Origin of the sequence: Paenibacillus sp. 7516 (genome assembly GCF_002272715.1) — a bacterium.
In the GTDB taxonomy this organism is placed as follows: domain Bacteria; phylum Bacillota; class Bacilli; order Paenibacillales; family Paenibacillaceae; genus Paenibacillus; species Paenibacillus illinoisensis_A.
Genome location: NZ_NPBI01000012.1, coordinates 187,970 through 213,732, shown reverse-complemented (window position 1 = coordinate 213,732; position 25,763 = coordinate 187,970). Strand labels below are relative to the sequence as shown.

31 protein-coding genes are annotated in these 25,763 nt (G+C 43.4%); 9 read left to right on the top strand and 22 right to left on the bottom strand.

All coding sequences use genetic code 11. The features are described 5' to 3' along the window. Positions 1-68 precede the first annotated feature (68 nt). From CHI14_RS12205 to CHI14_RS12195, 3 genes are read right to left on the bottom strand one after another with little or no spacing between them, the layout of a single operon-like run. Positions 69-950, bottom strand: coding sequence for a carbohydrate ABC transporter permease (locus CHI14_RS12205; protein WP_095288713.1), 882 nt, complete (start codon positions 948-950; stop codon positions 69-71). 40 nt (positions 951-990) lie between these two features. Further along, on the bottom strand, positions 991-1,944 hold the full coding sequence (locus CHI14_RS12200; protein ID WP_095288712.1) for an ABC transporter permease: 954 nt from the start codon (positions 1,942-1,944) through the stop codon (positions 991-993). Next, the gene (locus tag CHI14_RS12195) at positions 1,941-3,965 is read right to left on the bottom strand and encodes a family 10 glycosylhydrolase (RefSeq protein ID WP_170948110.1); all 2,025 of its coding nucleotides are present in this window, start codon (positions 3,963-3,965) and stop codon (positions 1,941-1,943) included. The genes CHI14_RS12200 and CHI14_RS12195 overlap by 4 nt, the downstream gene beginning before the upstream one ends. 277 nt (positions 3,966-4,242) lie before the next feature. Here CHI14_RS12195 and CHI14_RS12185 point away from each other — a divergent pair, with 277 nt between their 5' ends. Genes CHI14_RS12185 through CHI14_RS12175 form a run of 3 tightly spaced genes read left to right on the top strand, consistent with a single transcriptional unit; the run spans position 4,243 to position 7,998 of the window. After that, positions 4,243-5,361 (top strand): endospore germination permease, encoded by a 1,119-nt coding sequence (locus CHI14_RS12185; RefSeq protein WP_095288709.1) that lies wholly within the window; start codon positions 4,243-4,245, stop codon positions 5,359-5,361. Next, a complete protein-coding gene (locus tag CHI14_RS12180; RefSeq protein ID WP_095288708.1) occupies positions 5,336-6,838 on the top strand; it encodes a spore germination protein in 1,503 nt (500 codons plus the stop codon). The genes CHI14_RS12185 and CHI14_RS12180 overlap by 26 nt, the downstream gene beginning before the upstream one ends. Further along, positions 6,835-7,998, top strand: coding sequence for a Ger(x)C family spore germination protein (locus tag CHI14_RS12175; RefSeq protein WP_095288707.1), 1,164 nt, complete (start codon positions 6,835-6,837; stop codon positions 7,996-7,998). Before CHI14_RS12180 ends, CHI14_RS12175 begins: the two co-directional genes overlap by 4 nt. Before the next feature lie 106 nt (positions 7,999-8,104). Here the strand turns inward: CHI14_RS12175 and CHI14_RS12170 are convergent, their stop codons facing one another. Genes CHI14_RS12170 through CHI14_RS12160 form a run of 3 tightly spaced genes read right to left on the bottom strand, consistent with a single transcriptional unit; the run spans position 8,105 to position 9,598 of the window. Then, complete coding sequence (locus CHI14_RS12170; RefSeq protein ID WP_095288706.1) at positions 8,105-8,605, bottom strand: hypothetical protein; 501 nt, start codon at positions 8,603-8,605, stop codon at positions 8,105-8,107. A gap of 10 nt (positions 8,606-8,615) precedes the next feature. Further along, positions 8,616-9,191: a hypothetical protein gene (locus tag CHI14_RS12165; RefSeq protein WP_095288705.1), complete on the bottom strand. Its 576-nt coding sequence runs from the start codon at positions 9,189-9,191 to the stop codon at positions 8,616-8,618. A 44-nt stretch (positions 9,192-9,235) separates the two neighbouring features. Further along, the gene (locus CHI14_RS12160; protein WP_095288704.1) at positions 9,236-9,598 is read right to left on the bottom strand and encodes a hypothetical protein; all 363 of its coding nucleotides are present in this window, start codon (positions 9,596-9,598) and stop codon (positions 9,236-9,238) included. Positions 9,599-9,749: 151 nt separating this feature from the next. Between CHI14_RS12160 and CHI14_RS12155 the strand changes: the two genes are divergently transcribed. The 3 genes from CHI14_RS12155 to CHI14_RS12145 all read left to right on the top strand — a co-directional run bounded on the left by CHI14_RS12155 (position 9,750) and on the right by CHI14_RS12145 (position 11,469). Continuing rightward, positions 9,750-10,028 (top strand): hypothetical protein, encoded by a 279-nt coding sequence (locus tag CHI14_RS12155; RefSeq protein ID WP_249281078.1) that lies wholly within the window; start codon positions 9,750-9,752, stop codon positions 10,026-10,028. A 345-nt stretch (positions 10,029-10,373) separates the two neighbouring features. Then, positions 10,374-10,916 (top strand): hypothetical protein, encoded by a 543-nt coding sequence (locus tag CHI14_RS12150; protein ID WP_095288702.1) that lies wholly within the window; start codon positions 10,374-10,376, stop codon positions 10,914-10,916. Between the two features lie 301 nt (positions 10,917-11,217). Then, complete coding sequence (locus CHI14_RS12145) at positions 11,218-11,469, top strand: hypothetical protein (RefSeq protein WP_141236666.1); 252 nt, start codon at positions 11,218-11,220, stop codon at positions 11,467-11,469. A 54-nt stretch (positions 11,470-11,523) separates the two neighbouring features. On the opposite strand, the gene CHI14_RS12140 is transcribed toward CHI14_RS12145, so the two are convergent. From CHI14_RS12140 to CHI14_RS12125, 4 genes are all read right to left on the bottom strand, one after another. After that, positions 11,524-11,745, bottom strand: a complete 222-nt coding sequence (locus CHI14_RS12140; protein ID WP_095288700.1) for a hypothetical protein — start codon at positions 11,743-11,745, stop codon at positions 11,524-11,526. Positions 11,746-11,790: 45 nt separating this feature from the next. After that, the gene (locus CHI14_RS12135; protein ID WP_095288699.1) at positions 11,791-12,075 is read right to left on the bottom strand and encodes a hypothetical protein; all 285 of its coding nucleotides are present in this window, start codon (positions 12,073-12,075) and stop codon (positions 11,791-11,793) included. Between the two features lie 281 nt (positions 12,076-12,356). Next, positions 12,357-13,646 (bottom strand): galactokinase, encoded by a 1,290-nt coding sequence (locus tag CHI14_RS12130; RefSeq protein WP_095288698.1) that lies wholly within the window; start codon positions 13,644-13,646, stop codon positions 12,357-12,359. A gap of 178 nt (positions 13,647-13,824) precedes the next feature. Further along, the gene (locus CHI14_RS12125; RefSeq protein ID WP_095288697.1) at positions 13,825-14,598 is read right to left on the bottom strand and encodes a hypothetical protein; all 774 of its coding nucleotides are present in this window, start codon (positions 14,596-14,598) and stop codon (positions 13,825-13,827) included. Between the two features lie 251 nt (positions 14,599-14,849). Between CHI14_RS12125 and CHI14_RS12120 the strand changes: the two genes are divergently transcribed. Together CHI14_RS12120 and CHI14_RS12115 are read left to right on the top strand one after the other, a co-directional pair. Then, positions 14,850-15,776: a DUF2268 domain-containing putative Zn-dependent protease gene (locus CHI14_RS12120; protein ID WP_095288696.1), complete on the top strand. Its 927-nt coding sequence runs from the start codon at positions 14,850-14,852 to the stop codon at positions 15,774-15,776. Continuing rightward, positions 15,751-16,518: a MerR family transcriptional regulator gene (locus CHI14_RS12115; RefSeq protein WP_095288695.1), complete on the top strand. Its 768-nt coding sequence runs from the start codon at positions 15,751-15,753 to the stop codon at positions 16,516-16,518. Before CHI14_RS12120 ends, CHI14_RS12115 begins: the two co-directional genes overlap by 26 nt. Before the next feature lie 179 nt (positions 16,519-16,697). Here the strand turns inward: CHI14_RS12115 and CHI14_RS12110 are convergent, their stop codons facing one another. Both CHI14_RS12110 and CHI14_RS12105 read right to left on the bottom strand, forming a co-directional pair. Further along, positions 16,698-16,970 (bottom strand): hypothetical protein, encoded by a 273-nt coding sequence (locus CHI14_RS12110; protein ID WP_095288694.1) that lies wholly within the window; start codon positions 16,968-16,970, stop codon positions 16,698-16,700. Between the two features lie 15 nt (positions 16,971-16,985). Further along, the gene (locus CHI14_RS12105; RefSeq protein ID WP_095288693.1) at positions 16,986-18,350 is read right to left on the bottom strand and encodes a Tle-like phospholipase domain-containing protein; all 1,365 of its coding nucleotides are present in this window, start codon (positions 18,348-18,350) and stop codon (positions 16,986-16,988) included. 72 nt (positions 18,351-18,422) lie between these two features. Here CHI14_RS12105 and CHI14_RS12100 point away from each other — a divergent pair, with 72 nt between their 5' ends. Beyond that, positions 18,423-18,770 (top strand): hypothetical protein, encoded by a 348-nt coding sequence (locus CHI14_RS12100; RefSeq protein WP_095288692.1) that lies wholly within the window; start codon positions 18,423-18,425, stop codon positions 18,768-18,770. Positions 18,771-19,113: 343 nt separating this feature from the next. On the opposite strand, the gene CHI14_RS30305 is transcribed toward CHI14_RS12100, so the two are convergent. The 10 genes from CHI14_RS30305 to CHI14_RS12045 all read right to left on the bottom strand — a co-directional run bounded on the left by CHI14_RS30305 (position 19,114) and on the right by CHI14_RS12045 (position 25,607). Further along, a complete protein-coding gene (locus CHI14_RS30305) occupies positions 19,114-19,260 on the bottom strand; it encodes a phospholipase D-like domain-containing protein (RefSeq protein WP_212676992.1) in 147 nt (48 codons plus the stop codon). Positions 19,261-19,399: 139 nt separating this feature from the next. Further along, positions 19,400-19,726, bottom strand: coding sequence for a nucleoside triphosphate pyrophosphohydrolase (locus tag CHI14_RS12090; protein ID WP_095288691.1), 327 nt, complete (start codon positions 19,724-19,726; stop codon positions 19,400-19,402). Between the two features lie 191 nt (positions 19,727-19,917). Continuing rightward, positions 19,918-20,403, bottom strand: a complete 486-nt coding sequence (locus CHI14_RS12085) for a hypothetical protein (RefSeq protein WP_095288690.1) — start codon at positions 20,401-20,403, stop codon at positions 19,918-19,920. Further along, the gene (locus CHI14_RS12080) at positions 20,403-20,696 is read right to left on the bottom strand and encodes a hypothetical protein (RefSeq protein ID WP_095288689.1); all 294 of its coding nucleotides are present in this window, start codon (positions 20,694-20,696) and stop codon (positions 20,403-20,405) included. Before CHI14_RS12080 ends, CHI14_RS12085 begins: the two co-directional genes overlap by 1 nt. Before the next feature lie 247 nt (positions 20,697-20,943). Beyond that, positions 20,944-21,762 (bottom strand): hypothetical protein, encoded by an 819-nt coding sequence (locus CHI14_RS12075; RefSeq protein ID WP_095288688.1) that lies wholly within the window; start codon positions 21,760-21,762, stop codon positions 20,944-20,946. A gap of 2 nt (positions 21,763-21,764) precedes the next feature. Continuing rightward, positions 21,765-22,988: a WXG100 family type VII secretion target gene (locus tag CHI14_RS12070; protein ID WP_095288687.1), complete on the bottom strand. Its 1,224-nt coding sequence runs from the start codon at positions 22,986-22,988 to the stop codon at positions 21,765-21,767. A gap of 325 nt (positions 22,989-23,313) precedes the next feature. Further along, on the bottom strand, positions 23,314-23,859 hold the full coding sequence (locus tag CHI14_RS12065) for a hypothetical protein (protein ID WP_095288686.1): 546 nt from the start codon (positions 23,857-23,859) through the stop codon (positions 23,314-23,316). A 66-nt stretch (positions 23,860-23,925) separates the two neighbouring features. Further along, positions 23,926-24,129: a hypothetical protein gene (locus CHI14_RS12060; RefSeq protein ID WP_170948109.1), complete on the bottom strand. Its 204-nt coding sequence runs from the start codon at positions 24,127-24,129 to the stop codon at positions 23,926-23,928. A gap of 153 nt (positions 24,130-24,282) precedes the next feature. Further along, positions 24,283-24,762: a hypothetical protein gene (locus CHI14_RS12055; protein WP_095288684.1), complete on the bottom strand. Its 480-nt coding sequence runs from the start codon at positions 24,760-24,762 to the stop codon at positions 24,283-24,285. 374 nt (positions 24,763-25,136) lie between these two features. Continuing rightward, positions 25,137-25,607: a DinB family protein gene (locus CHI14_RS12045; protein WP_095288682.1), complete on the bottom strand. Its 471-nt coding sequence runs from the start codon at positions 25,605-25,607 to the stop codon at positions 25,137-25,139. Positions 25,608-25,763: the final 156 nt, after the last annotated feature.

Below are 25,763 nucleotides of genomic sequence, written 5' to 3'. Positions count from 1 at the left end.
CTCCCTTATCGTCAATATTGGTAAGCGTTTGCATTTATACATAAAGCACGATTTAACTTCAGCTGCATTCAACCTTTGACGGAGCCAATCATCACACCTTTGGCAAAATGCTTTTGCAAAAATGGATACACGATCAGGATCGGCACCATGGCGAGTACGATCGACGCCATTCGAATGGTCTCCTGCGGCACGACGCTTTCATCACTTGCTCCTGCCTGAGCTACGGCGACAGAGTTCGAATCGATGACAAGCGTCTTGATGAGCAGCTGCAGCGTCCATTTGCTTGAATCGGATAAATAGATCAATGCATTGAAATACGCATTCCAGTGTCCTACCGCAAAAAATAATGTAAACGTGGCGATCGCTGGCATGGATAACGGTACAATAATCCGGAAAAAGGCGGTAAGATCACTGCATCCATCGATCTGCGCCGCATCCTCCAGCTCCGAAGGCAGCGATTCCAGAAAGCTTTTGATCACAATCAGGCTCCAGGCATTCGTCAGTCCAGGCAAAATCATGGACCAATAGGAGTTTAGCAGTCCCAGCTCCTTCACAAGCAAGTAATTCGGGATAATCCCCGCACTGAACACCAAGGTGAAAATAACCAATCCCATTATCCACTTATGCCCGGGCAGAGAGCGTTTGGTTAACCCATAAGCCATGGTGAAGGATACGATAATATTCAGTATGGTGCCTACAACCGTAATAAACAACGTGCTTTTGAACGCATTGATAAAACTGTTGGTTGATAAAATATACCGGTAGGATTCCAGCGACCACTTCTCCGGGAACAGATAAAACTTGAGCGGCACATACACCTTCGGATCGGTAAACGAAACGCTGAAGACATATAAGAACGGGAATATACATGCCAGCGAGATCAAAGCAACCAGACTGTAATTGATCCAGTCGAAGAGCGTGAGCCCTTTTTTCTGTACAACAAAGCTCATAACCTATCCTCCTTTCTGACAGACAACCCACCCCAGGGGATTAATAGATGCCTTCATGTCCAAGTCTTCTTACAATTTTGTTGGCCGCCACAATCAGGAACAATCCAACCAGTCCCTTGAACAGCCCGACGGTAACCCCAATGCTGATCTTGCCTTGCAAAATCCCGTACGTATAGGAATATGTGTCAAATACCTCTCCCACCGAACGAACCAACGGATTCATCATCAGCAAAATTTGTTCAAATCCCGTATCGGCCATGCTGCCGAGGCGCAGGATTAGCAAAATGATAATGGTCGGCCTGATGGCAGGCAGTGTAATATGCCAGATTTGCCGGAACCGTCCGGCTCCGTCGACAACAGCAGCCTCATATCGCTGAGGGTCCACTCCCGCCATGGCCGCGAGGAAAATGATCGTTCCCCAGCCGGCTTCCTTCCACATGCTCTGAGCCGTAAGCAGCCCCCAGAAATAATTCGGTTCCGATAGAAACGAGATCGTATCCTTGCCGCTCTGTGCAATCAGCTTGTTCACAATGCCGACGTCCGTCGAGAGCAAGAAAAACGTCATGCTGGCAACGACGACCCATGAGAGAAAGTGCGGTAAGTACACAATCGACTGGTTGATGCGTTTAAACGTCTCATGCCGAATTTCGTTCAACATGAGAGCCAGCAGAATCGGCAGCGGGAAATGGAATACCAGCGCGATCAGATTAATGGCGAGCGTGTTACGCAGCATGATGTAGAAGTTGGAGCTGGCAAACAGCTCATTAAAATGCTTGAATCCCACCCATTCACTTCCCGTAAAACCGAGGAACGGATTGTAATCTTGAAAAGCCAGCAGCAGTCCCCAGAGAGGTACAATCTTGAACAGCAGGAAATACAGCAGCCCCGGCAAAATAAGCAAATAGATCATTCGGTGTTTGTACATTCGTGACAGAAGGCTGCCCGATTGCAGCTTGCCCGTGGCACGATTCACCGTCGTTATCTGGGGTTTCATTCGGTTAATGTCACCTCTTTCTTCGGGACATGTTCCATCTCGATTAGAATGGCTTCATACCGCTTTAGCTCAGGAATGGTTAGTCTGACTTTGTTTCCCTCGGCCTGGATGGGGAGGGTCCCCGTCGAATGTAATGAGTACGCCCGAACAGGTACTCCGATATCGCGAAACTCAATCGTGCGGTTGTATAGCGGTATCGCTTCCATATATGTCGTTCCGTTGAAACCGGACAAGTTCAGGAGCTGGAGAAGCACATCTCCTTGCTCCGTCCGATTCAGAAATAGCTCCGTGCTGGCAGGCAAATCATTCTTTAACATGTTCTCTCCGATCAACCGGGCCAAAATATCCACCACGGCATGTTTGTGATCTTCAAAACCGTGCCTATAATACAGAACACCCGGATTCCAGGTGTAATAGGCTGCTGTACCGCCGGTTGCCGGTGCCGAGATTCCCAGCCCGTAACTGTCCCCCACCCGGTGTCCATACGCCCTTTCAGGCGGACCGAACGATGCAGGTTCAATATACGGCATGCGGCATTCGGTATTCGATGGGTCAAATTTTACATGATCAAAACTACCGCTAACCGTGATCCATTCCCGGTCCTTCAGACTGGGAAAACGCTCTTCATCTCCCACGTGAAGATAGGCAGAGGGAAGCAAGTTGGTATTCCCTGTATGCACAGCACCGAACCAGTCTGATAATGCTTCTGAATCCTCTCTTAAGGCATTTCCCGTAGCAAGCAGCGCTGCGCCTTGGCTGAGCAATTTGCCCAGCGTTTCCTTGGTATCAGTGTGCGGCCTTTGCAAACCAGGCAAGATGATTGCTTTCACTGCGGCCAGCTTATGAGCCATGGCGGTAATCTGGTCTTCTACGATGACCTCGAACAGGACATGGGCTTCTTTTAACATTTTGAACAGACCCAAATATTCAGTCCCTGCCTCTGGCGCCTTTGGTTTAATCAAAATGACTTCAGCCATGGAAGCAAGACTTCCATAGATATGTTCATGTGCTGCATGATACCTGAAAATGTCCCGAGCTGCTTCAAAGTTCTTCCGATCCGGATATCCCTCGAAGGCCCCTATGATACAGAAATCAAGTCCGGAGCCGCTGGCGATGTTCTGATATAACCTTACTTCTGTCTCATAGGGAGACACTCCCGTGAACCGATAGGTCAGATCTATGGCATTGATACTGCAATTGCTGACCATTTTATCGTCCCAGCTGCTCACTACGGAGGCCACATTCTCTGAGGCGGAATACTGCCATAAAGGCAAGCTTCGGGTTAGCGATGTATTCGATTCCTTGCGAATGATGTCAACCCGGTGCGGGTGGTAGGTGCTTATGGCCACATCCGGCCAACGGGATTTTACCCGGTCTGCAATATTCTCCAGGATCGCCCTGGATGTAATCTCCTGAAAATGAAGGTACGCTCGATGCAGTTCATGCTCCGGCCCCGTGTAGTTCAGCAGTTCAGCCCCGCAGATCTTCTGAAAACGACGCCTGCAGTTGTCGCAATAACAAGGTCCATAATGGTTGCCACTGTAATCCCAATGCTGGTATCCGAACATATTGAAGAAAATGCCGTCCACCGGGTACTTCTCAAGTACCTCCGTTATCGTCTCAATCGACTTTTCCTGCTGATACGCCCCATTCAGACACGTATGCACAATGCCGTAATAGTTCACTTCCTGTCCGTTACGGTCACGATAAAACCATTCCGGATGTGCCTCAAAGAGCGATTCGTGCGCCTTGCTGAAATCGAAGCGGGCAATAAACTTCATTCCTTGCTCATGGGTCTTCGATACCGCTTCTTGCAATAAATCGGTCTGAAGATAAGGTGTGACATATTGATGCTCCAGTGCAGAAGGGTAAAAAGCGAAGATTCCTCCCGCATTCATCATCAGCACATTGGCTTGGAACTCCTGCAGCTCCTGGATCAACAGGTCCACATTCATATCCGCATCAATCTCGCGGAGATTATTTTGAATTAGGCGAAGTCGGTTAGAAGACCACCATTTCATTCGCATCATCCTCCTCTTGTCTGCGATGTATCTTAACGGTATACCTTGAGCGGCAGGCACAGTAGGGACATATTTTGCAGATAAGGAGCAGGAAATTTATGTCCGTTCTAACGGAGAACATGTGCAGCATGATGGCAATTACATCGGAAATGGAGACAAAAATTGTCCGACCGTTATGTAATGGAACGTTTTGCTTCAAAAAGCAGATTAGAGGAATCGAATCGCCATATGCTGTACAAGCTAACGGAAACTTCCTCGTACGGAAAGGAGGATTTCCATGAGCCGTGACAAGGGAGAAATCACGATATGGCTGTCCTTTTCCATCATTTTGCTCAGTGCAGGACTGGTATGCCATGTTCTATCCATTCCGGCCATTCTCGATCAGGCCGGTAGAGACGGCTGGCTATCTGTAGTGGCTGCTGCGCCTTTTTTCATGCTTTTTCTATGTATGATGTTCATTATTATCCGAAGGGTGAGGGGACAGCGTCTGACCGACTGGATTACGCGGGAGTTCGGAGCGGTTTTTTCCTGGATCTTTCGTATTTCGGCCTCTCTTTTACTGCTCGCACTTGGCACACATACCTTATATGAGACAACGAACTGGACGGTATCCACGTATCTTCAATTTACACCGCCTTACGTGCTCGCCGGAGGCGGAGCGCTGGTTGCTGCCTGGGCGGCTGCCAAAGGGATTCGTTCCATTGCCATGACTTCGAGCATCCTGCTGCCTTTCGTGGTCCTACTCGGCTATTTTGTCATGTCAGCCAACATGAAATACAAGGACTACGGCCAGTTATTCCCGATCATGGAATATGGTGCAGGACCCGTTATGAATGGCATGATCTATTCGCTTGCAGGACTGATGGAGATCTGGATCTTGATGCTGTTTCAGCACGATGTCAAAGGCAAAATTCGCTGGTGGCATCTTTTACTGCTCGGGCTATTTATGCTTAGCATGGCGATCGGACCTGCTCTCGGAGCCATCGTTGAATTCGGTCCGGAGGAAGCAGCCAAGCAGCGGAATAGCCCTTATGAGCAATGGAAGCTGGTGAACATCGGGAAACTGCTCCAGCACGTGGACTTCCTATCCATTTATCAGTGGCTGAGCGGTTCTTTTGCCAGAGTGGCCATTTCCATCTATCTCATCGTTGATCTGCTGGATGTTCGCAGACCCAAGAAGAGATACATTGCCGTATTGTCCGTCACATTCATCATGTCCTTCCTTGCTATTCAATGGTGGCGGATTGATTATGTCGATTATTATGTGAGACACATTCAGTTTCCCGTGATGCTCATCTATGTATCCATTGTTACCGTCCTATTAACCCTGGCCGCGTTCATACACAAAAAAGACAAGGAGACTCCTGCCCATGCCGATCACAACAAGACCCAGTAAGGGCCCGAAACCGGCTGAAGCTTTTCGGATGAATGAGCATAACCTGACGACTTTTTTTGACGGATCTGATGATGTCATCATCAGCAGCCATATGATCGGGGAGTCTCCCGTACAGATCATCCTTGTGTATTGCAGCGGCATGGTCGATAGCAAATCCATTTACGATATCATTCTGCCTGAATTGACTCGTGCTTACGAGCATACTCACTTTCTGCGCACATCCGATATCGAGAGATCCATCACCCTGCAATGGACACGTATGGATTTGCAGGGTGAACTGGGGACGGAACTGATATCCCTCCGGGTGTTTGAGGGTCATATGCTGGTCTGCATCCCTTCCCTGCAGACCATGTGGAGCATGGATATATCCAATATTCCTACCCGCACACCGGAAGAATCCACAACGGAAGTATCTATCCGCGGTCCGAGGGATGGCTTCATCGAACGAATGTCGGTGAATATCACGTTGATTCGTACACGTCTGCGTACAGCCGATTTAGCCTGCAATATCGAACTAATTGGTTCACGTACGGTGACCAAAGTCGCTCTGATGTACATCAAAAATATTGCCAACCCCGAGTTAATTGACGATGTCAAGGATCGGCTGCGCAAGATTGATACAGAACGCATTATGGCAGCCAACGAGCTGGAGGAATTGTTATCTCCAGCGAAGCTCACATTGTTTCCGTTAACCCACTATACGGGCAGACCCGATTTTGCAGCAGAATGCCTGCTCAATGGTCGCTTCATTCTTATCGTAGATGGCAATCCCAGTGTTATTATTGGTCCGGTGAATCTGTTCCTGCTTCTCAAATCCCCGGAGGATGCAAACTTCCCTTTCCTCCCGGTGAACATGGGCCGCATGCTGCGCTTTATCGGTCTTTTGGTGACCATATTCCTGCCCGGATTTTATATTGCACTCACTTCCTTTCATATGGATCAGCTGCCTTTTCCACTCGTAGCCACGATCTCGGTTGGACGGATGGGTCTGCCAATGGAATCGGGTGTGGAGATGTTTCTCATTATGCTTCTGATGGAGCTATTCCGGGAAGCAGGAGTACGTCTTCCCAGTGCTATTGGTCAAACGCTGACCGTCGTTGGTGGTTTGATTATCGGAGATTCAGCCATTCGTGCGGGTATGGTTTCCCCGCTCATGATTGTCGTCATTGCCGTCACAGTGGTCGCTGGCGCTACGATCGTGAATCAGGTGATGACCAGTTCGGTGCTGATCTTGCGTTTCTTTTGTTTTGTCCTTAGCGCATCCCTGGGTATATACGGCTTCATCCTGTCCATCATCCTGTTCCTGATCTATCTGACCGATCTGAAGTCGTTCGGCATTCCTTACCTGACACCGCTGACGCCACTTAATTTCAAGCAGGCCATGGCATCCCTGTTCAAGCTTCCGAAGGGATGGATGAAGCGCAGACCGGTTTATCTTGAAACTCAAAAGCCACGCAAAGAAGGTAACGATCGATGAAACGGCAGATGCGAAGGTGGTCGTTAGGACTACTTAGCCTTGCGCTATGTCTAGTGACCAGCGGATGCTGGAGTGCCTATGAGATTCAGCAGGTCGATTATGCCAAAGCAATTGGCATAGAATACAAGGACGGTTTGTACCACATGTATGTTCAAACGATGGACTTTGCCAGTGTAGCCAAAAGCGAAAGCTCTGCCAAAACAGCGGATACCCCTCCCGTATGGGTGGGACATGCGGCTGGGAAAACATTGAATCTGGCTGTAAACGAACTGTTCCGAAGTGCTCAGCTTCATATCGCCTGGGGCCATGTCACCGCCATCGTCATGGACGAAAGCGTTCTGACAAGCAATCGCATCAAGGATGTGTTTGATATGCTCGGGCGCTTTCCGGAATCGAGATATACCACCTGGGTGTATGGCACTCGTGAGCCACTGGAGGATATTTTGAGCGCAACATCCATCTACAATATGTCACCGCTGGACAGCATTTTGCATAACCCGCTCCCTACGTTTCTGGAGGAGTCGCTCTTTCCTCCGGTGCTTAGTTTCAAGCTAATTTCCACGCATAATGATGCGTCGACGACCACCTATTTACCGAGTATTTCCCTCAACAAGGATTACTGGAAACAAAATAAAAAGGAGCATGAACTGTTTGTCATCGAGGGTGCCTTTTTCGAACGAACCGGAGATAATTTCGAATTTTTACCTCGCAGTAAGCTTCCGGGTTACCACTGGCTGCTCAAGGATATGCGGCGCGCACCACTGATGATTGAAAATGAGGGAACCATCTATGGGGTCCTCAGTGTAGGCCTACCCAATCTTAAGATCAAGCCGGTTGTTAAGGGGAATGAGGTTCACTTCAATATCGATGCCAAGTACCTGACCGCCTTGTACGAATATCTCACCCCTATTTCCTATGATGAAATGGTCCAATATAGCGAGAAAACGTTACGGGATCAAATCTTGCAAACGTACCGTGAAGGACTGCGGCGCGGGGTGGATGTGTACGGCCTTCAGGAGAAGCTGTACCGCAAAAACCCAGGCCTGTGGCGTAAGCTATCCAATAATGGCTCGAAGATGATCCTGACCGAAGACTCCATTCAGAACCTCAACATCAAGATCACCATCCCCTATACGGGAAAATTCCAGAGAAGAGTATAGAATAGTAGAAGCAGGAAGCCCCCTTGTTTGGTCGAAACCGGACAAGAGGGCTTATTTGAGTGTTAGTTGGGTTATTTCAGGTATGCGAAGGAAGATGGAAAGGAGCTTATGAACTGTTTTTACGTAAACTGCGTTCCATTAGCCAGCCAATGAATATAGACAATGACAGTCCAAACAGCAGGATTGGAGCATTGTAATAAAGAGTATTCGTATATTGATTCAACCAGCCAAAACGGTATACCGCCGAGCTCGGATCATTCGTGAAACCGCCTAGCTGTGCTCGCAGATCCTCAATCATGAGCAGCTGCCAAAAGACAGACAACATGCATAGTAGCACAGCAGCCAGAGGCACCATGACATGCACTTTCTCGCCCCAGCGCTGACGCTGATCATATAACCACCACTTGGACAGTGATACCGTCCAGATACACAAGATCAGAAACGTAAGAAGAGACGGAAACAAGATGAGTATCCCCGGGTTACCATTGCCGGAGACTCCTCTGCCAGCTTCATGTTGAAATGTTAACCCTTGTACAGCAAAGATCATAAGTACGTTCCAGACCAGGAAAATAAAGTAGGATTTGTTTATTCGTTTGATACGATTCACGAGATGCCTCCTAATCTTCGTTCTTGAGCGATAAGTAGATCACTTGGCCTACATGGTCCAATCCCTGTATGTCGAGCTGTATCCCTGTTGTCGGGTGCTGAATTATGGCGTACCATAACATCTCTTGATTCTTATTCGAGGGTTCAAGGATATCTGCTTCCACTTCCTCAGACGATGAATTCAGCTCGTATCGAAGGCTCAGTTTTGTTATCTCCGGATCGTGGACATATCCGTAAGCAACATCGAACGTTTTCCCATCGGACATCTGGTATCCCGATCTATGAGAAGATATCGGCTCATTTGGATTATCCTGAAGGATGTCCTGTGGCAGCGTGACCCGGGATGACCATGGCTCTTGCTCAATCAATCCGGATGCTAAGCCATCAGCAGTAATATTCTGATATAAAACCAGATGAGTTCGTGAATCTATGGGGGTTACAACCATTACCTGGTCTGAATGAATGCCATTCTCGCTTAGCATGGAATTGATGTCCTGTGGAGCGCATGAACGGATCAGAAGCAGGAGTCCTACGAGTACCAAAACATACAACGCGATATATGCTCCCCGATTCTTTTTACGTTCCATATGTACACTCCTTCCTTACGTTGAAACGCGATGTAACTTTCCCATCACTTCTTATAATAATCCATGATCTGCAGACGAGTGGTCAGGATCAGTGCCTGAGGAATGAGGACGAAAACGATATATATAATGACAATTAACCATAAATGTGCCGCAAAATTCTCCGCACCGAAAGACGGCTTTGGACGCTCAATAAAATACCACCAGCACGGGATGGCCACAAACCAGGTCAGGCCAGTCGAGATAAACATCTCCTCAATCCCGCTCCACAGAAAGCAAAATAAAGCAACAAAGATAATGGGACCCGCCCACGATTCCAATACTGGTCCCCAGCTCTGAAAGATAAAAATAATGGCGGGATACAGTAGCGTAAAGGTCCTGCGCCAAATTGGGTTGTTATAGATGTGCATCGCTACCTCCCTTGTCTGACACTAAAATTCCAACTAAACTAAATTTATATTTGTACCTTTTACCAGAAAAGGAGAAATACAGCTAATGAGAATAAAGCTATTTATGGCATTGATTTTGCTCATTCTTACATTTGTAATAGGATGTTCGAGCATGTCCACCGCCGACCAACAAAAAATTGTAGAAACTGCTACACCTATCAGCACCCAGTACATCAAGCAATATTACAATGCTGAATTTGTTGTAACCAGCCATGATGTTGACAATCCTTCAATCCATTCGCGTCTTTACCTGTACGGTTATGTAACTGGACATGAAGATGAACGGATTACAGTTTCGTATAACTACGACACACAGGAAGTTCTCAGTGTCGAAGGAGTGGGTTGGTTTATTGATAGCCGTAATCCAAAAAAGGAAATTTCCTCACCCTAAGGAATCACTGCAATGGAACAGCTGTATTAGCAAAAATCGAACCGGAGAACTCCCGGGTCTCTTTGTGTAACCGTTAGATGTATTTAATTTGTAATATTTACCTCTTATTCAATTAAATTAATTATAAATCAAGAGCCGTACACCGAAAACAAAGGTCAGCAAAAATAAGCTAAAAGTCTGCAATTGATAACATCAAAGTACCATCATTAAAGAATTAATGTAGGCTGTTGTTACCAAAACTTTTGGGGATATGCGTAATTACAGGAAAGAAATTCTGCTTAATAAGCATGATTCGATATATGTTGGCTCATACTACCTTCAGGAAAAAATTGAAGGAGTGACAACATGAGCTTGAAAAGCATCATTGCAGTCGGTGCAATCCTGACCTGTTCATCTTTACTATGGGGATGCGGGAATAACGGGAATAGTGCAAACCAGGCATCACAGCAAAATGAACCTGAGGTTCAAGTTGAAAGCTGGAATGACCCCAAGCGACTTGAGGCTTCTCATCTTGAGGCACTGGAGCGTATGGAGAAAGATCATATTCACCGAATGGTCTCATTGAGTGCACGTACCGATGGGGATCAGGTGATGACCACACTCGAACGATCCAGTCAAAAGCTTGAGGAAATGAGACCACTTGCTGAGATGCTTCAGCATGAAGGGCACCCAGCATTGCTGCAGCGGATTCAGGAAATGTCAGGTGATATCGAAGGATCCAAATCAGCACTGACCGAGATGAAAAAGAACCCTGGAATCGGTAAGATCAAAATCCAGTCATCCAAAACCGATGCTTTGCATCATATCAGCAGTTTCCGTGAATATCACCAGTATATGCAAGGGAAAGTGCAACCTCTCGAACAGAAACACTCGCAAGGGTCACACTAAAATTAAAGTTAACTCAGAGAACTGCAACCATTGGAATGCTCTATTCTGGTGATTTGCGGTTCTCTTTTTTTCACTAATTAATTCCAAATGTAATTGTAATATGTTATATATAAAGGGGTTGCATCGTTGTTAATGGAGAAGAGTTTTTTAGTTTTGATTAGAAAATTAAAGCTTCATTTTAAAAAAATAACAACATCCTCCTCAATTAATAGCAGCAAGGAGTATTGAAGTGAATATGCTCATAAGAAAACACCTTACATTCTCATTTTTTCTCATATGCATTTTTTTGTTTTCCGGATGTATGTCCAACGAGCAAAAGGAAACTTTAGAGAAAGCCCAACAAGTAAGCCTCACCTATTTTAAGGAGAACTATGGTGTGGAGGTAGAGTTCACTGATTATAAATTCCTTCCCGCCGACCTGAGTCACAATATGAGTTTGAACGGCCATGTAAAGAATAATAAAGATACAGAGATCACGATTCTCGTCAATTATGATACTTTTGAAGTGCAGAATGCGATTGTTCCCAAAGAGATTCTTGATCAAAAGAAGTAGAATCAGCTACATCTATACATCCAACCTCACTCGCCGTTACCATAACTTCAACACCTACTCCTCTTCGCTCGCACCCAGATACATAAAATCTTCACCCTGGTCAACAGATTGAAATACAAGTAACAGACACAGCAATATGCAGTACACCACAACCGTTAGTGCACTGATTCTCAGTCTTCTTCCTTCATCCATTCGAAAGATCAGCAGAGCACTGAATAGAATGGCAACAAAAAAACTGCAAATAACATAAGTACCTCCCTTGTCTCTTGATGTCAATCTTTTGCTCCCCTACACAAGGTAATTACCCTCTCTGCTTCAATCTCATTCCACCCACAGCGACACCCATATGAACATGCTAAATAATAGTACGGGCGTAAGTGCCCCCGTCGCTAAAATAACCCAAAGGGTTACTGGTTTTACATTCTGAAAGTAGGTGTCGAACTTATGCATTCGTCCTTTTCGCCATTTGGCAAACTTGAGCTGTCTGATCATTCGATTCAGGACTCTTTGCCGCTGCTCACCATCCTCCACATCTTCCAGTTCACGCCTCAACTCTTCATATAATTGTTCCTCTTCAAGCTCTGCCGCCACTGTGGATGTAGTCATCCTTCATACCCTCCCCTTGTCAAAACGTACTGAAATATTCCTCTGTTTCATGTTAAATACCATCTAAGCAACTGCCGCCGTTTATAACCCTCTACCTAATCAACACGTAAATCATCTTCAAAGTTTGGACTTTAGTCGAAATTAACATAAACCAAAAAGCCCGGGCAGGCCCGGACTTGGTTAAACATTTATTTAGTCTTCTGATTCGTTTGTTCACGTTCTTTTATGTTCGAAGCCTTACATCGATACCCATAAATTTAATGAGAAGAATGACTTTGCGCCTAGCTGATCAATTCATTCAGACACACTGCACCCTGTGCGCGCACGTTCACGACAATAATTGGCGTTTCCAGCATGCCATGCATCCAGGACATATACTCCTCGACTTTGTCGTTTGGAAGGATGGTCAGAATAACCCCTGCGAATCCACCACCGTGTATACGGCAGGCACCATCGCCCAGATTTTGCAGATAGTTTTCAGTCAGGGCCAGCGCGATCCCAATCTCCTGCTCCTTCACAGAACCACTCTGATATACATTCTGGAGCCACTTCCAGGACGAGTTCCCGGATGCTGTAATCAATTTCAGAAATTCCGCAAAACGTCCATCCCGCAATGCCTTCACCTGGCCATCTACCCGGTTATTTTCCTCCAGGAAATGAAGTGCACGCAGCATCGCACGATCTCCGGCAGCTTCACGTACCTGCTTGAGGTTCGCGTAGATGTTCTCGGCTGTAATCTCCCGAACATACTCCTGGCCCAGCGCCTGAGCAACCGCTCTCATCTCAAACGGCACGGCAGCGTAATCTTCGGTCAGATCGGCGTGGTTTCCGCCTGTATTTACAATCACCAGGGAGTAGCCATTCTGTTGGAAATCCCATTGCACAGGTTCAATGACAGGCTCAGCCGGGTTCGCAAAATCAATTGCAATCAGACCACCATAAGCACAAGCCATCTGATCCAGCAAACCGGAAGGTTTATTCCAATATTGATTTTCCGCATACTGACCGATCTTGGACATCACCACAACATCCAGCGTTCCTTCGTTGTAGAAATGATTCAGAATCGTACAGATCAGCATCTCGAAGGAAGCCGACGAGCTTAGACCCGATGCCGAGAACACGTTACTGGAGATGTACGCCTGGAAGCCGCCCACCTTGTATCCAAACTCTCCGAATCCCGCAGCCATACCGCGAATCAATGCCGTCGTACCGTCGTCTTCTGCCTTTGGCGTCAGATCTGTGAGATCGATTACATATTTCTTGTCATAACCTTCCGAATAGAAGGTAATCACGGATTCCGCGGTTGGTGCCGCCACTGCAATCGTATCCAGCGTAATGCTGCCTGCCAGTACCTTGCCATGATTATGGTCCGTATGGTTACCACCAATCTCACTGCGTCCTGCGGCGCTAAACAATTTGCTGCCCTCTTGTACACCAAAGTACTCTTCAAAAGAAGCGTTCAGCTTCGTGTAACGTGCAGTCTGTTCCTCGACCTGCTGCTGTCCATACATTTGAGCAAGCAATGCTTGGCCTTCTGCGGACTGGATCAGTTGTAATGGTTGTGTCGTCATCTCTACTCCTCCTATGGGTATGTAGCGTTTATTTATGCTGTGGGTGAAGACTGTTTTGCCTTTGGTTTCTTAGCCATATTCCTCTCCCATTATCTCAGCTTCGCTCCTGAAAAGGTAGGGCAGAATTGAAAGTTTGTAAACGTTTTATAAAATGTATTGGATGTGCCCTGCAATAGGGTTAAGCTTTTCCATTTTCAACTGGTTCGACTTCAATCTGATCAACGATGAACTCGTTCTTGGCCTCGTCATATGTGTAGGTCACATTAAAATCACATACATATGTGGGAGATATCCCAACAGATCCGGGAAGATTTAATTTAATTTTCTGATTCTCCAGCCTGTAGATTGTTACACCGCCAAAACCAAGCTCATCTTGCTCGTAATCTGGAGCGGGATCGAAATCATAATCGAAATTATATTCTTGTCCTTGTGCTTCTACTGCAATCGCTAACGTGCCATCCCCGTTCTTCTTAACATGCGATTCAATGTAATTCGCTACAATGTCTTCGTAACTCTGTACTCTAATTTCGGAGAAGTCATCGGCGTTCACGACATGGATATCGTAATTATTTAAGCCTGTCCCTCTCCCAGTCTGGATGATTACTACAGCTTCTTCCTTACCGTCCCCCGTAAGATCCGTATAATGTACCTGCGGGTCGGTTCCCATATCCCCAAGATAGTACCAATCAAAGTCTTTGATATTTCCATTTATCTCTAGAGTGAATATATGGGGTGAATCTTTTGCTTCCCGATTATCATAGAGTTTTACTTGTTCACCCTCCGACGATCCGAGCCAATGTAATGTTGGATTCGTTTCTTGCTTTGGCTCTATTGTTACCTGACGGCTCGGCGATTCTGATTGCTCTGGCGGATTAGATCCTGTAGAGTCGGCCTCACATCCTGCAACCAAAAAAGCACCCATCAGTAACCATACTGCTATTCCCTTATTCACCGATTAAATCTCCTTTCATCTTTTGACACAAGATTCCGTACCAAGGCCAAATGGATTATACTACAAAGATATCCATTTTTGGTTTCGAATCGGTATCCATATTGTCATAAAAAGAGATTGTCATTTCTTTAGCTAAGCAACTGATTTTTGAAGCAGCTAATTGGAATACAACTTTCTTCTTCTAGCTCCTTGACTGTTACGTAAGGTGATACTTGATAATCAAATCAAGCTTACAAGAAGGAGAGATTACAATGAAGATTACCGCGTTACGTTCAGATAAAATTTACGAGAAGATCATTCATACGTCACCCGATCAGAAATTGGAGTTATACCGGCAGGAGATGATGGGGCCTTTTATGCCGAAGTGGAACATTCAACAGATCCCCTTTCGATCCAGTGATCCTCATGGCTTTGACGTTATCACGATGAATAATTTGATGAATATTTCACCTGCAAGCATTACGCCCGAAATTAACGAACCGCTCGCAGCTATTTCATCTGAAACATTTTGGCAGCAATGCGATGAAGCTGTTAGGGCAAGCCTAACCACATTTACGAACAATGGCATCGATCTTCCGGTATCGGAATATCTATACACCGTTTTATTAGGAGATCAGAACAGTCAGGCAATGCAAATGAATGAAGGAATCTGCGGAGATGGTGGAATCCCCGGCTATATTATCGCGAACCTGATCCCGAATGCATATACTTTACCTCGCATCCAATCCGTATTAGCCCATGAGTGCAATCATAACGTGAGATATCAATTTATTCAGTGGGATCCGTATGTTACGCTAGGAGAAATGATTGTTAGTGAGGGACTCGCAGAAAGCTTCGCAACATCTCTGTATGGTGAAGAGTTATTAGGACCCTGGGTGGCCAAAACGAATATGGAAACCCTAAATACAATTATTAAACCGAAAATGAAGGACCAACTGCATGTCACAGGCTTCGAGCAGATTAATCCCTATCTATACGGGGACGATCTTGCTAGAACGCAGAACTTTACTCCTGTAGGGATGCCCTATGCTGCTGGCTATGCCTGCGGCTATCACTTAATTCAATACTATTTGAACAAAACAGGCAGACATATCACCGAAGCAACCATCACTCCGGCAAGTGAGATCCTTGCTGAAACAAAGGACTTTTGGAATGAAGACACCCTATTTCACCGTTAAAGATATCATTCAGATCACTGGTATTACCAAACGCGCATTACATTATTACGATAAAACAGATCTCTTAAAACCGAGCAAAGTCGCGGACAATAGCTATCGGTTCTATGATCAGGAAGCACTGGGGAATCTGCAGATGATTCTGTTGTTCAAGGAAATGAATTTCTCATTGAAGGATATTGCAGACATGATGAAGCTCTCCAAGGATGAACAGAAAGAGATCTTAAGAGAGCACCGCAGTACACTTGTGCAACGAAAGCAAAAGCTCGAAACCATCATCAGCCAGTTGGACGAGTATGTAGATGGGACGGATATCGTTCATCTCAATATGTTTGACGACTCCCCCATCCTGTCCATTCAAGAGCAATACGACTCCGAGGCGAAGCTCGTCTATGGAGATACGGAAAAGTACCAGGAGTTTGAGAAAAATGTGAACCGCCTGTCTTCCGAGGAGCAACAACAAGCCTACCAGCAGTTTTCGTTAAACATGGAGAAGGTATTTCGTAAGCTGGCTCAACACCAAGATCAGTCTCCCGCTTCTGTTGAGGTGCAAAAGTACATTCGGGAATGGAAAAGCTGCCTCGAAACATTTATGGTGTGTGATGCTGAGATTTTGACATGCATTGCAGATGTCTATGTAACAGATCGCCGATATGCTAGTTATTTCGCTCAGTTTGGCGATGAGGACTTTTTGAGGTTTTTGTATGAGGCTATTAGGATTTTTGTTAAAGATGGGGAATTATAAAGCTCTCGAGCTTGAGATGTGGAGGAAAGGAGTAGCCTTCCTCAATCTAGTGTCAAAAATGAGTCAACCTACTAATCCCGGATGTGCTCTACATCCGGGTAATCAGTTCTTACACTAAGTATGGAATGAGAGGAGAAACCTACTTTAGCCAGTGAAAGATAAAAAACAAATGGATATTCTTACCCTTCACGGTCCGCTTGTTCCATACGATAGGTGTATCTTGCTAGATCCATTTGTTGGTGCTCGAATTCGGCAATCCTTCTTGTCAACACCGTCAGAAAATGATCCATTTTGCTTCTCAGTTCTTCTGCCGCTTGACCTCTCCAGTCTCCTACACTATCCCCGATTGATTGGACATGGGCCTTGTTCGCTTTTAACAGATTCATTAAATGAGTCAAATCTTTTTCGGCTTGCATCAGATCATGTAACTCTACTAAAATCCTTCCCGACATCTCTAATCCTCCTTGTTATCCCTCGTCGGCCAGCCTGAAGTCTTCTGCCTTTTTATTAATGTATTCAGCTATAACATGGGCTTCTTCTGCATACCAGCGGCTAAACTGATGTAAATCATATGTCAGTCGATCTGTGATCGGTTCTAATGACCGGCTCCGACTCGTTTCAACCAAACGTAGAATGGAATTAATTGTTGTTGGAAGATTCGCCTGAAATTCCTGCACATGCTGTTCCATCTTCTTTCCAGCTAACTTCAAATTTTCAACAGAAAGTTGTATGGTCACTCCTGTTGCTGCTGCTGCATATTGTCCATACGAGCCCATTTTAGAGCCATATTGATGTAAAAGCTGCCCAATTACTTTTTCCATATTATCTTGGGCAACAATAGAATTTAAGTATGCATCAAAGCGCAGATTCCCTGTTACGGGTTGTCCATCTGATGTTGAGAACAATTTATTACGAATAAATCCATGCTCATCAAATTGAAAATAACTCAAATCATGGGTTTTTTCATTTCCAAATGAATTCATGAATTTACTTATAGGATCTTGATGCAAAAATGGAATACTAATCGGTATATAGTACTTCTCTTTCATACCCAAGAAACTCTTCATGAAATTATATTCACTGTTCTTACTAGATTTAGGAATAGGTATATAGATTCTTCTATTTGCCTCATTATATGTTTTGTCAATAAAGACCCCTGTACCCACTGTTTTCCTAGGACTCATAATCCCCGAGCTAACAATATCACCAGGATGTGATATGGAATAAATCTTATCCTTGAATTCTCCATTATCAATCCGCTTAATAATGTCATCAGATAATACCGGCAATATATTAGCAGGGTCATAGGTTACAGCGGATAGATCATTTCTCACTGCTACATACTCAGCTAATCCACCGCCCAGTGAATGTCCAGTCGTTGTTATGTCAGCAGTGGGATAATCTTTCTGTACTGTTCTAAATAATTCCTCTGCTTGGTAAAATTGTGTATCCTTGTAACCCTCATTAATTACATTCTGGTCGTACTTGCTGGGGAGTCGTTCTACTCCACTTTGAGATTGATTGTAGGTATTCTCAAGTTGCTTGGCTCTTCCCAAAACGACATCCAGTGCATCCGTTTCTAGATCGGGGAATTTATCCTTAAAAGGACGATCTCCCGGCTCAGTACCTCTATAGCCAATAATAATCTGGTTAGTATTCTCATTATGGAATACTTCAGCGTCAAACCCTGTTTTTTTATCGTGTAATGTGGTTTGAGGTTTAACTATCTTCCAACCTGGGATCTCCCTAGGTTGTTCCCCTGCTTCTAAACCTGGAGTGTAGACCATTTCGGAGATGAAATGATAAGTTTTATCTGTAATGTAATTTTTCATTTATGTATCCTTCTTTTTGAAGTATAGTATACCTTAGTATTTATTTTTTTCCAATAAAGGGTGTGAATCCAATTGCTTACTTATATCCGTAACGGCTTGATTTTTATTGTTTTAGTCACTCTTCTAACTGCTTGTGGGGGACTGTCTGATAAAGAAGAAAAGGAGTATTATCAAAAAGCAATCCCTATCGGTCAAGACTACTTTAGAAAATATTACGACGCTGAAGTTGAATTCACTGAATTTTATATCAATGTACCGATGTCCTCAACTATGGTCTTAAAAGGTCACCTTAAACAGGATCCTTATACTAAAGTTTCACTATATTACTACTTCCCATCTCTCGAAATTAAGTCAGAAAGTGGACCTGAAGATTTCATAAAGAAACGAAAAAGTGAGGCAGAGGTTATTAACTCGCAGTGAATTTTCTAATTCGTACATATTTATGATAAAAAAGCTGCTTTTAAAATTCAGTCCATCTGATTTCAAAAGCAGCTTTCTTATATTAATGTACCTTCCAATGCTTTAAGTGCATCAAGCTGCGTAAAACGCAGCTGTATCGGTACAAGCGACAACTTGTGGGCTTCTTCCTCTGTTTCCTCTGGCGGCCCCGTCTCAAACTCCGCTTCTTTGTAATATGCTGGATCATCTCTGGATTCTTCTGGTGATATTACAAGTACTCCTCTTCATGCTGCGCAATTGAATCCGCGTTTACCGGTAATGTGGTCTCATGATAGAAGCTCTGCATGAACTTGTCCAAAGCGATCTAAAACGTATATGGTTCTGCCTCTGCATTCATTGCGAGATTCCATTCATAACCGGTTTTCAGCGCCGTAAATGAAGGGTTCGACGAGCCGACGATCAGCAGTCCTTTCCCGTTATCATGATAGAATAGATAGCACCTCAGCTCCACATTCTGCGGCTCACTTTAAATGCGTTGCCAGCAACTTCACCCCGGATTGCATAATAAAGGACTTCATAATAGAAATCCCGGATGCATACTGCATCCGGGTAATGAGTTCATCTGCCAGATTGTCTGTAATGAAGTCACATTAAGCTTCGTCGACATCGATTAGATATACCCGCTCCCCAAATCCTCCGCGGGCCTCAGACTTAGCTGCACACAAATTATCGAGTTGTACTGGATCCGCACCATGCCCCTCTGCCAGCCCCCGAATCACTTCCAGCATGTCAGCCAGTTCTTCCAATGCTTCCTGATCACTTACTGCACTTAAATACTCATACAACTCTTCTTGCAGCTTCGTTCTTAATTCTTGCTTATACTCATCCGGGTTCAGAATTCGTGTCCGGCATTCCTTACCGCTTGACCTGATGATATGCGGAATCTTGTCCCGTACCAATTTGTTATATGTAGGCATATCGTAAAGCATCCTTTCTACTGTGGGAGCCTTTCAACGTATTTCCAGAATACCCCTTTTGCCATTATATCATTTGCCATGGGAAGAGATGGTCTGATTATGCAAGGTAGTGGATCAGTTAGAAAAAATAGAGAAAGCCCAAACTACTCGAATAGAAGTTGCAATAGGCTTATTCAGAGATTTTGTATTACTTATAAAGTATTCGGATTCACATAACACCAATCAGATTGATTTGAAGTTTTCAGAGCTTTCTCCAGGTCAGATAATGTATAGACCCACTCTTCCTCCATCCATACCACCATCTGTGGGTACCTCATCAGAAAATGATACAGAAAGGTTAGTACGACCTCTTCATGTTGGTTAACTTCATCGATAATGAGCGTGTTAAAATATATCTGCCCAGTACCTCTCCATTCTAATTCTCTGTACTGATGTGGAGTTGGTTCATCATATACATCGACTCTGATCTTATTATGTATCTCACCATGATCTAACACTTGTTGGTCTGGGAGTGAAATGCCTAAGGCACAATGTTTCATGTTCTGTTCTGAATCTATATCTTGAATCCCAAAAACTAGATTTAAATTTGCTTCCAAACAAGTTTGTTGTATGTCTCGAACCAATCGGTCTATGGGAATATTACTGTTCTCTTCTACCAACACAAAAGCAGATGCCATTACTTCAGTACCTCCCTTAATTCATCCAACGAGTTAACCACTTTGACGCCTTTGCTCCTGATATAATCAATTTTCTCAGATGCAATTCGACCCGTATTTTCTAGCGGTGCATCAATATATAAAACAACTTCCTTCTTATTATAATTAAAAAATTCTTTATTATTTGTATCTACTAGTCTATCGATTTGGTCTGTTTTCACTGCTCCCGCTGACTTATTCACTTCAATAACTTGCGAGTTCGTAACATCCAAATCCGTAACTCTTAATTTATTATCTATATTTTTAACTTCCACTCCAAACCCAGTTACTCCGAATGGAGATCTACTAATTCACCAACTTTCCCTGTGTCTCAGCTATTTTTCCATCGCCCAGAAATAGTTTTCCTTGTGTGTTAACCACGCATTCTCATATTTGATATTAATTTCTCCTCAAATGAAGAAATGCCCTTGATAAGAATTATCTCTTAACAAGGGCTACAGTAGGTTTTATTTAAATCATTAATGAAATTATCAACATTCAAACTTCTCATTTCGTTTGGTTCTACACGTCCATATTCTGGCCTTGGTAAATAACAGCCCCCTCTTTAATAGATACTTTAAGAGACCCTGTAATAACTTTATCCAGATGCCACCACCAGCTGTTTATCGGCATGTCTCTTTTATCATTCCCAGCATTAATCAATAAATTGTTATCATCGATTTCCATCAATTTCAAAATCAGCTCATCAACAGCTTGTAGCTTTTCTCTAAACAGTGCTGATCTAGTCGTTGGTTGCTGCTTCAAACTCTCTCTCATCTCAAGAAGAGTCTTGAATAAATCTAAATACTGTAATTCTTCTCCGTCCCATCCACCATCTTCTTCAATACATTCTATTCCACCTGCAAACTCATCGTGCAGACATTGAATCATACTTTCAATTATTTCATCACCAATTAACCTAGAGTCATAAAACTGCTGAGTGTTTTTAAATTTCAGATTCTCTATTTCATCATTAACAAATAGCCCACTATCACCATGATATAAATAAACATCCTTGCTTTTATCAAGGATAGAATACATCTCTTTGCAAAATGACAATGCGAAAAAAACAGCATTTCTATCCCTGCTTGGTTGTATAAATAAAGCTGTTTTAACCCTACTATTTTTTAAATTTTGCGCATCCTTAGAAATATCAAACCAAATATCCCTTATCTCATCATGATTCTCAAGTATATAAAAATTAACCCAAATCCAGCTATTAAATCGTTCCATTGCCCAAGAAGAAACTTGGTCTTTTGCATCAAATTTAGATAGTATATTGTTTATTTTTTCATTACTTAGTTCTTCTTCCATGTAAATTACTAAATTGGTCTGTGACATTATTATTTGTCTCCTTTTAGAGTAGATATTAATTCCTCTGGAGATGTTATGATTTTAACACCTATCGAACTTATATTATTTGCCTTTACAGTATCTATACCATTGGGAGCATAAAGAATGACTTCCTTACGATCAGGATTAATATAAGGCTGTTTAACATCACCTTCAAAGTACTTGTAAAAATCACTTATTGATTTTGATTTACCACCAGTAGCGTTAAAGCACTCAATGATATATTTTGGTGTACTTAGGTCAATCTCCCCTATTCTCCCACCTAATTCTTTAGCATTATAAGTCATGCCTGCTTCTGATATTTTTATTTTATTTTCAAGTAAAAGCTTAGCCGTCTCGGCCTCAAGCTTAAAACCTTCTTTACCGGGCTTCGAACCTTCTTTCAGATTCTTAAGAATCTTTCTTAATGTATCCTCATTAGCTAGACCCGAACTGACAATCTCATCCGAATTGATCCCAATATATTCTGTGATTTTCTTTTGTTGATTCTCATTGAGATTTAGATTCTTGTTATATACAAAAGCCTTCCCAGCTTCAGGCTTACCTCCTCCTGCTCCACCCACATCACTATGCTTATTCTCAACAGAATGAAGTGCTCTGCCAAATAAAGCATAGGCCAGCACTTGGCCCGCCATAGAGCCGCTGTAATAACCAAGTCCATCCTGGTCGATCTGTTTTTTCTGCTCTTCTACAAATTGCTCCACATCAGATCTTGCCGTTCCCGTTCCCCAATATGCATCCCAAGCGAACTTAATGCCTCGCCCTGCATCAACCGCCCTACCTAGAGTGAAGGCATAAGCCAGACTTCCCGCCGTACTTAACGGACTATAGATAAAAGCTTCCAGCGTCTGCCCAAATCCTGTTACCGTTTCTCCAACTGAACCATCCGCAAGCCCCTTAGCAAAAGTTGGTTTAAGCTCCTCAGGAATATAAAGGGCAACCTCACCTGAGCCATCTGTTGTCCTGAAATTTTTGGCTACAAAGGTAAACTCATTCTGGATTTTATCCAAGATTCCCAATGTCGTAGGGAAAACTTCTTTTACTTGCATGAAGTCCCAAAAGAATCGTTCTCCTGTTACACCTGACCAATCAGATTGTAAGAGATAGATCGACTCTTCAAGTTCCCAGACCATCCGCTCCAGTTCCTGTTTCTTTTGCTGGACGAACCTGGCCTTTTCATCTAATACATCAGGGTGAACCTCAATTCGTTGCATTCATCTTCACCGCCAACCTGACCGTAGTATATATACCTAAATTTTAACAAGTCAGAAGGAGGATTGGAATCAAACGAGGGATTCATTTTCTCTAAGGTTATACAGTAGTTGAGCAACAACATTCTATAAAATGTAATTTTCGCATTAATGCACACATGCTTCAGTACTGCTATCTAATCTTGTTGCTTGAAGCATCACCACAACAACAATTTTTAAGAATGTCTCTTATACATAGCAATCAAATCTTTATATTGAGTTCTATCTGTCTTTACGCTGGCCGGTATGCTTCAGACAATCATTTATTAAATTTTAGTGAGATGTTAATTTATAAAATTCCTCGAATTGAAATGATCTTGGACGAATCCATTGTGGGAACAAAGGCGACAGCCCCATCACGGTCTTCACCTGATATTATCATACCAATGACCACCATCTCTTGAGTTGATATTTTTATCCAAGATAACAACTCCTGTTCTTGTCCCACGTAAATATTCCCTGGTATCCACATCGATGTTGTTATCTCGTCGTACGTTTGGTTCATATCTTCCTTATGTATGACAGAAAAAGAATACTCTCGCACTGTAGGCAACTCCTCCTCCCTCACAAACAACTCGGAGGCATGGCAATGAACTACTTCCTCACTCAATGTAGCAGGGATCAAATTTCCAAGTTTGTACGCATATTTAGCTTCAGGTGCAGCCTGAATCACCCCTCCATAGTTAATCAGATTAACTTGAATTCTACTTCTGAAGCCCACATAGTCTCCTAAAATGAGACCATCCTTGTTATGAACCGTTATTGTTGACGGGATCACTCGGTTTCCACGCAATCGAACAGGCTTATCTTCTCTTTCAATTAATATAAATGACACGTTCCTTCTCCATTTCTCTTGTAGATATCTTCTTTCTGAGCACAACCCTGCAATCGCTCACCGATACTATTTTTCCTTGCTATTTAAACCTAGTCTATCTAGCAGATTTCCACTGGTAATATTTATTTTCAGACGATAGTCACCATTGGGGCAAATCACTGCCGGAGGTAGTCCCTGCTCTACTGTTTGATAAGCTAATATTTCTCCACAAAGAGGACAACGCACTACCCCTCCTTTAATTACTCGATTTAATATCTCTACATCTTTCATCTTACTATCCAAAGTCTTCCCTCCCTTCCTAACGATGCGTATCTAATAAAGCGTTACATCATAAATATTTACACGTACTTCATATGATGAATCTTATCTTTCAATTGTGTTAATTCACGCACAGTGTTAGAATTTTTCAAATTCCAACTATAATTACAATCCAATTAGAGTGATTGACTTACCTTGAATAAACAGGGAGAGAGTATCGCTTGTTTTTTCAGTGCGAAGATCGACGTTTGTTATTATTTCCTCCTTTTCAAATGTAACAAAGGAGATTATATCAACATAAATCCTCACTTGTTTAATATTTAGGCTCTCATTATCAACCTCTATCTCAATCCTTTTTATGTCTTCGTCAGAACGCAAAATCTCTCTTAAACTATAGACATTTTTATTTTCTTGAACTTCCTTATCCATTTTCCTACCTAATAGGCTTAAGAGTACTTGATAATTCGGTTCGCCGCCTTTAAATATATTAATCAACTTAATAATTAGATCACTTAGAGAAATGCTTCTTAATTCCTGTTCCATCCTATCTCTTGAATCATCTAGAAACCAAGACTCCAACTCCACTACAGTATCATCTATAATCCCAGAAACATATGGCTTGGTATAAAGGAATTCTTTATTCATTTTTCAACCAACCTTCTTGAAATTTCCCATACCTTCTTATCAATTAAAACCCTCCAAACTTATAAATTGGTTAATCTTATATTATAATTCCAAAAAGTTAAAAATATCTTTACCAGAAAGGAGCCTGTCCACTTGAACAAAAGAAATATCACCATTGCTATACTCATTGGCCTTATTGTGCTCATTCTCCCCTTCATACTGTACTTTGCAGTTGAAGTGTCTGACGAATCAGCACCTCCGGAACAGCACTCGCTCTCCATATACACTGGAACTGAAAAAGAGTTAATTCATGATCACCATGAGTTAACTCTTTCTTATTGTCTATTCCAAGGCTTTTCCCATCTACAATTTTAATATATGTAGACCTCAACCCGCTAAGATACACTCAGACATCTACGAATAGATTGAATGTATCCCAGATGGTACCACTCATGATAGAGCGTACGCGGTATCACTTCGCCGATTGTACTCATGCCTAACTCGCTCTCTCGAAGCAGTGGCTCTTCCAGACGACCTGTGAATTTGTTTTTCAATTGGTCTGGTTGTGCCCTTAGACGCTCCATCAATTCGGTCCAGGATGGGGGTGCGGCATCCCACGTTGCCGGGCTTGTCCCATAACCGAAAAACTTCGCGTAGTCCGCAGGCACTTCCGAGTCATCAGCAATAAGATAATGAAACCACATATCCTGGTCCAGAATGATGTGTCCCACATTCCACAGAATGGAGTTATTGAATCCCTTCGGTACATCATGAACCTGTCCTTCATCCACAGAGTCGCACACGTCCAGCGTAAATTGCCTCACATCCTGCAGTTGATTCCATAGTACATCTTCACTAAACTTCATGGTTCATCCTCCTGTTCTCCCTTACCTGAATGGTCCATCGATTCACATAGCTAGATCTAAACATTTTCAATATATAGGAATTTTATCATTTCTCTGTAACTTCATCACTTCTGAGAACGTTTAGAAATATAGAAAAACCTTAGTCCACTAACCCAC

What these genes read in the sequence shown, in the direction of transcription:
- CHI14_RS12195 (WP_170948110.1), bottom strand. Translation starts at nt 3,965, where the DNA reads ATGAAATGGTGGTCTTCTAACCGACTTCGCCTAATTCAAAATAATCTC.
- CHI14_RS12060 (WP_170948109.1), bottom strand. Translation starts at nt 24,129, where the DNA reads ATGAAAGATGTAGAGATATTAAATCGAGTAATTAAAGGAGGGGTAGTG.
- CHI14_RS12150 (WP_095288702.1), top strand. Translation starts at nt 10,374, where the DNA reads ATGAGCTTGAAAAGCATCATTGCAGTCGGTGCAATCCTGACCTGTTCA.
- CHI14_RS12160 (WP_095288704.1), bottom strand. Translation starts at nt 9,598, where the DNA reads ATGCACATCTATAACAACCCAATTTGGCGCAGGACCTTTACGCTACTG.
- CHI14_RS12105 (WP_095288693.1), bottom strand. Translation starts at nt 18,350, where the DNA reads ATGAAAAATTACATTACAGATAAAACTTATCATTTCATCTCCGAAATG.
- CHI14_RS12070 (WP_095288687.1), bottom strand. Translation starts at nt 22,988, where the DNA reads ATGCAACGAATTGAGGTTCACCCTGATGTATTAGATGAAAAGGCCAGG.
- CHI14_RS12115 (WP_095288695.1), top strand. Translation starts at nt 15,751, where the DNA reads ATGAAGACACCCTATTTCACCGTTAAAGATATCATTCAGATCACTGGT.
- CHI14_RS12045 (WP_095288682.1), bottom strand. Translation starts at nt 25,607, where the DNA reads ATGAAGTTTAGTGAAGATGTACTATGGAATCAACTGCAGGATGTGAGG.
- CHI14_RS12075 (WP_095288688.1), bottom strand. Translation starts at nt 21,762, where the DNA reads ATGTCACAGACCAATTTAGTAATTTACATGGAAGAAGAACTAAGTAAT.
- CHI14_RS12155 (WP_249281078.1), top strand. Translation starts at nt 9,750, where the DNA reads ATGTCCACCGCCGACCAACAAAAAATTGTAGAAACTGCTACACCTATC.
- CHI14_RS12130 (WP_095288698.1), bottom strand. Translation starts at nt 13,646, where the DNA reads ATGACGACACAACCATTACAACTGATCCAGTCCGCAGAAGGCCAAGCA.
- CHI14_RS12085 (WP_095288690.1), bottom strand. Translation starts at nt 20,403, where the DNA reads ATGGCATCTGCTTTTGTGTTGGTAGAAGAGAACAGTAATATTCCCATA.
- CHI14_RS12145 (WP_141236666.1), top strand. Translation starts at nt 11,218, where the DNA reads ATGTCCAACGAGCAAAAGGAAACTTTAGAGAAAGCCCAACAAGTAAGC.
- CHI14_RS12200 (WP_095288712.1), bottom strand. Translation starts at nt 1,944, where the DNA reads ATGAAACCCCAGATAACGACGGTGAATCGTGCCACGGGCAAGCTGCAA.
- CHI14_RS12120 (WP_095288696.1), top strand. Translation starts at nt 14,850, where the DNA reads ATGAAGATTACCGCGTTACGTTCAGATAAAATTTACGAGAAGATCATT.
- CHI14_RS12205 (WP_095288713.1), bottom strand. Translation starts at nt 950, where the DNA reads ATGAGCTTTGTTGTACAGAAAAAAGGGCTCACGCTCTTCGACTGGATC.
- CHI14_RS12135 (WP_095288699.1), bottom strand. Translation starts at nt 12,075, where the DNA reads ATGACTACATCCACAGTGGCGGCAGAGCTTGAAGAGGAACAATTATAT.
- CHI14_RS12165 (WP_095288705.1), bottom strand. Translation starts at nt 9,191, where the DNA reads ATGGAACGTAAAAAGAATCGGGGAGCATATATCGCGTTGTATGTTTTG.
- CHI14_RS12055 (WP_095288684.1), bottom strand. Translation starts at nt 24,762, where the DNA reads ATGAATAAAGAATTCCTTTATACCAAGCCATATGTTTCTGGGATTATA.
- CHI14_RS12180 (WP_095288708.1), top strand. Translation starts at nt 5,336, where the DNA reads ATGCCGATCACAACAAGACCCAGTAAGGGCCCGAAACCGGCTGAAGCT.
- CHI14_RS12110 (WP_095288694.1), bottom strand. Translation starts at nt 16,970, where the DNA reads ATGTCGGGAAGGATTTTAGTAGAGTTACATGATCTGATGCAAGCCGAA.
- CHI14_RS12175 (WP_095288707.1), top strand. Translation starts at nt 6,835, where the DNA reads ATGAAACGGCAGATGCGAAGGTGGTCGTTAGGACTACTTAGCCTTGCG.
- CHI14_RS12185 (WP_095288709.1), top strand. Translation starts at nt 4,243, where the DNA reads ATGAGCCGTGACAAGGGAGAAATCACGATATGGCTGTCCTTTTCCATC.
- CHI14_RS12090 (WP_095288691.1), bottom strand. Translation starts at nt 19,726, where the DNA reads ATGCCTACATATAACAAATTGGTACGGGACAAGATTCCGCATATCATC.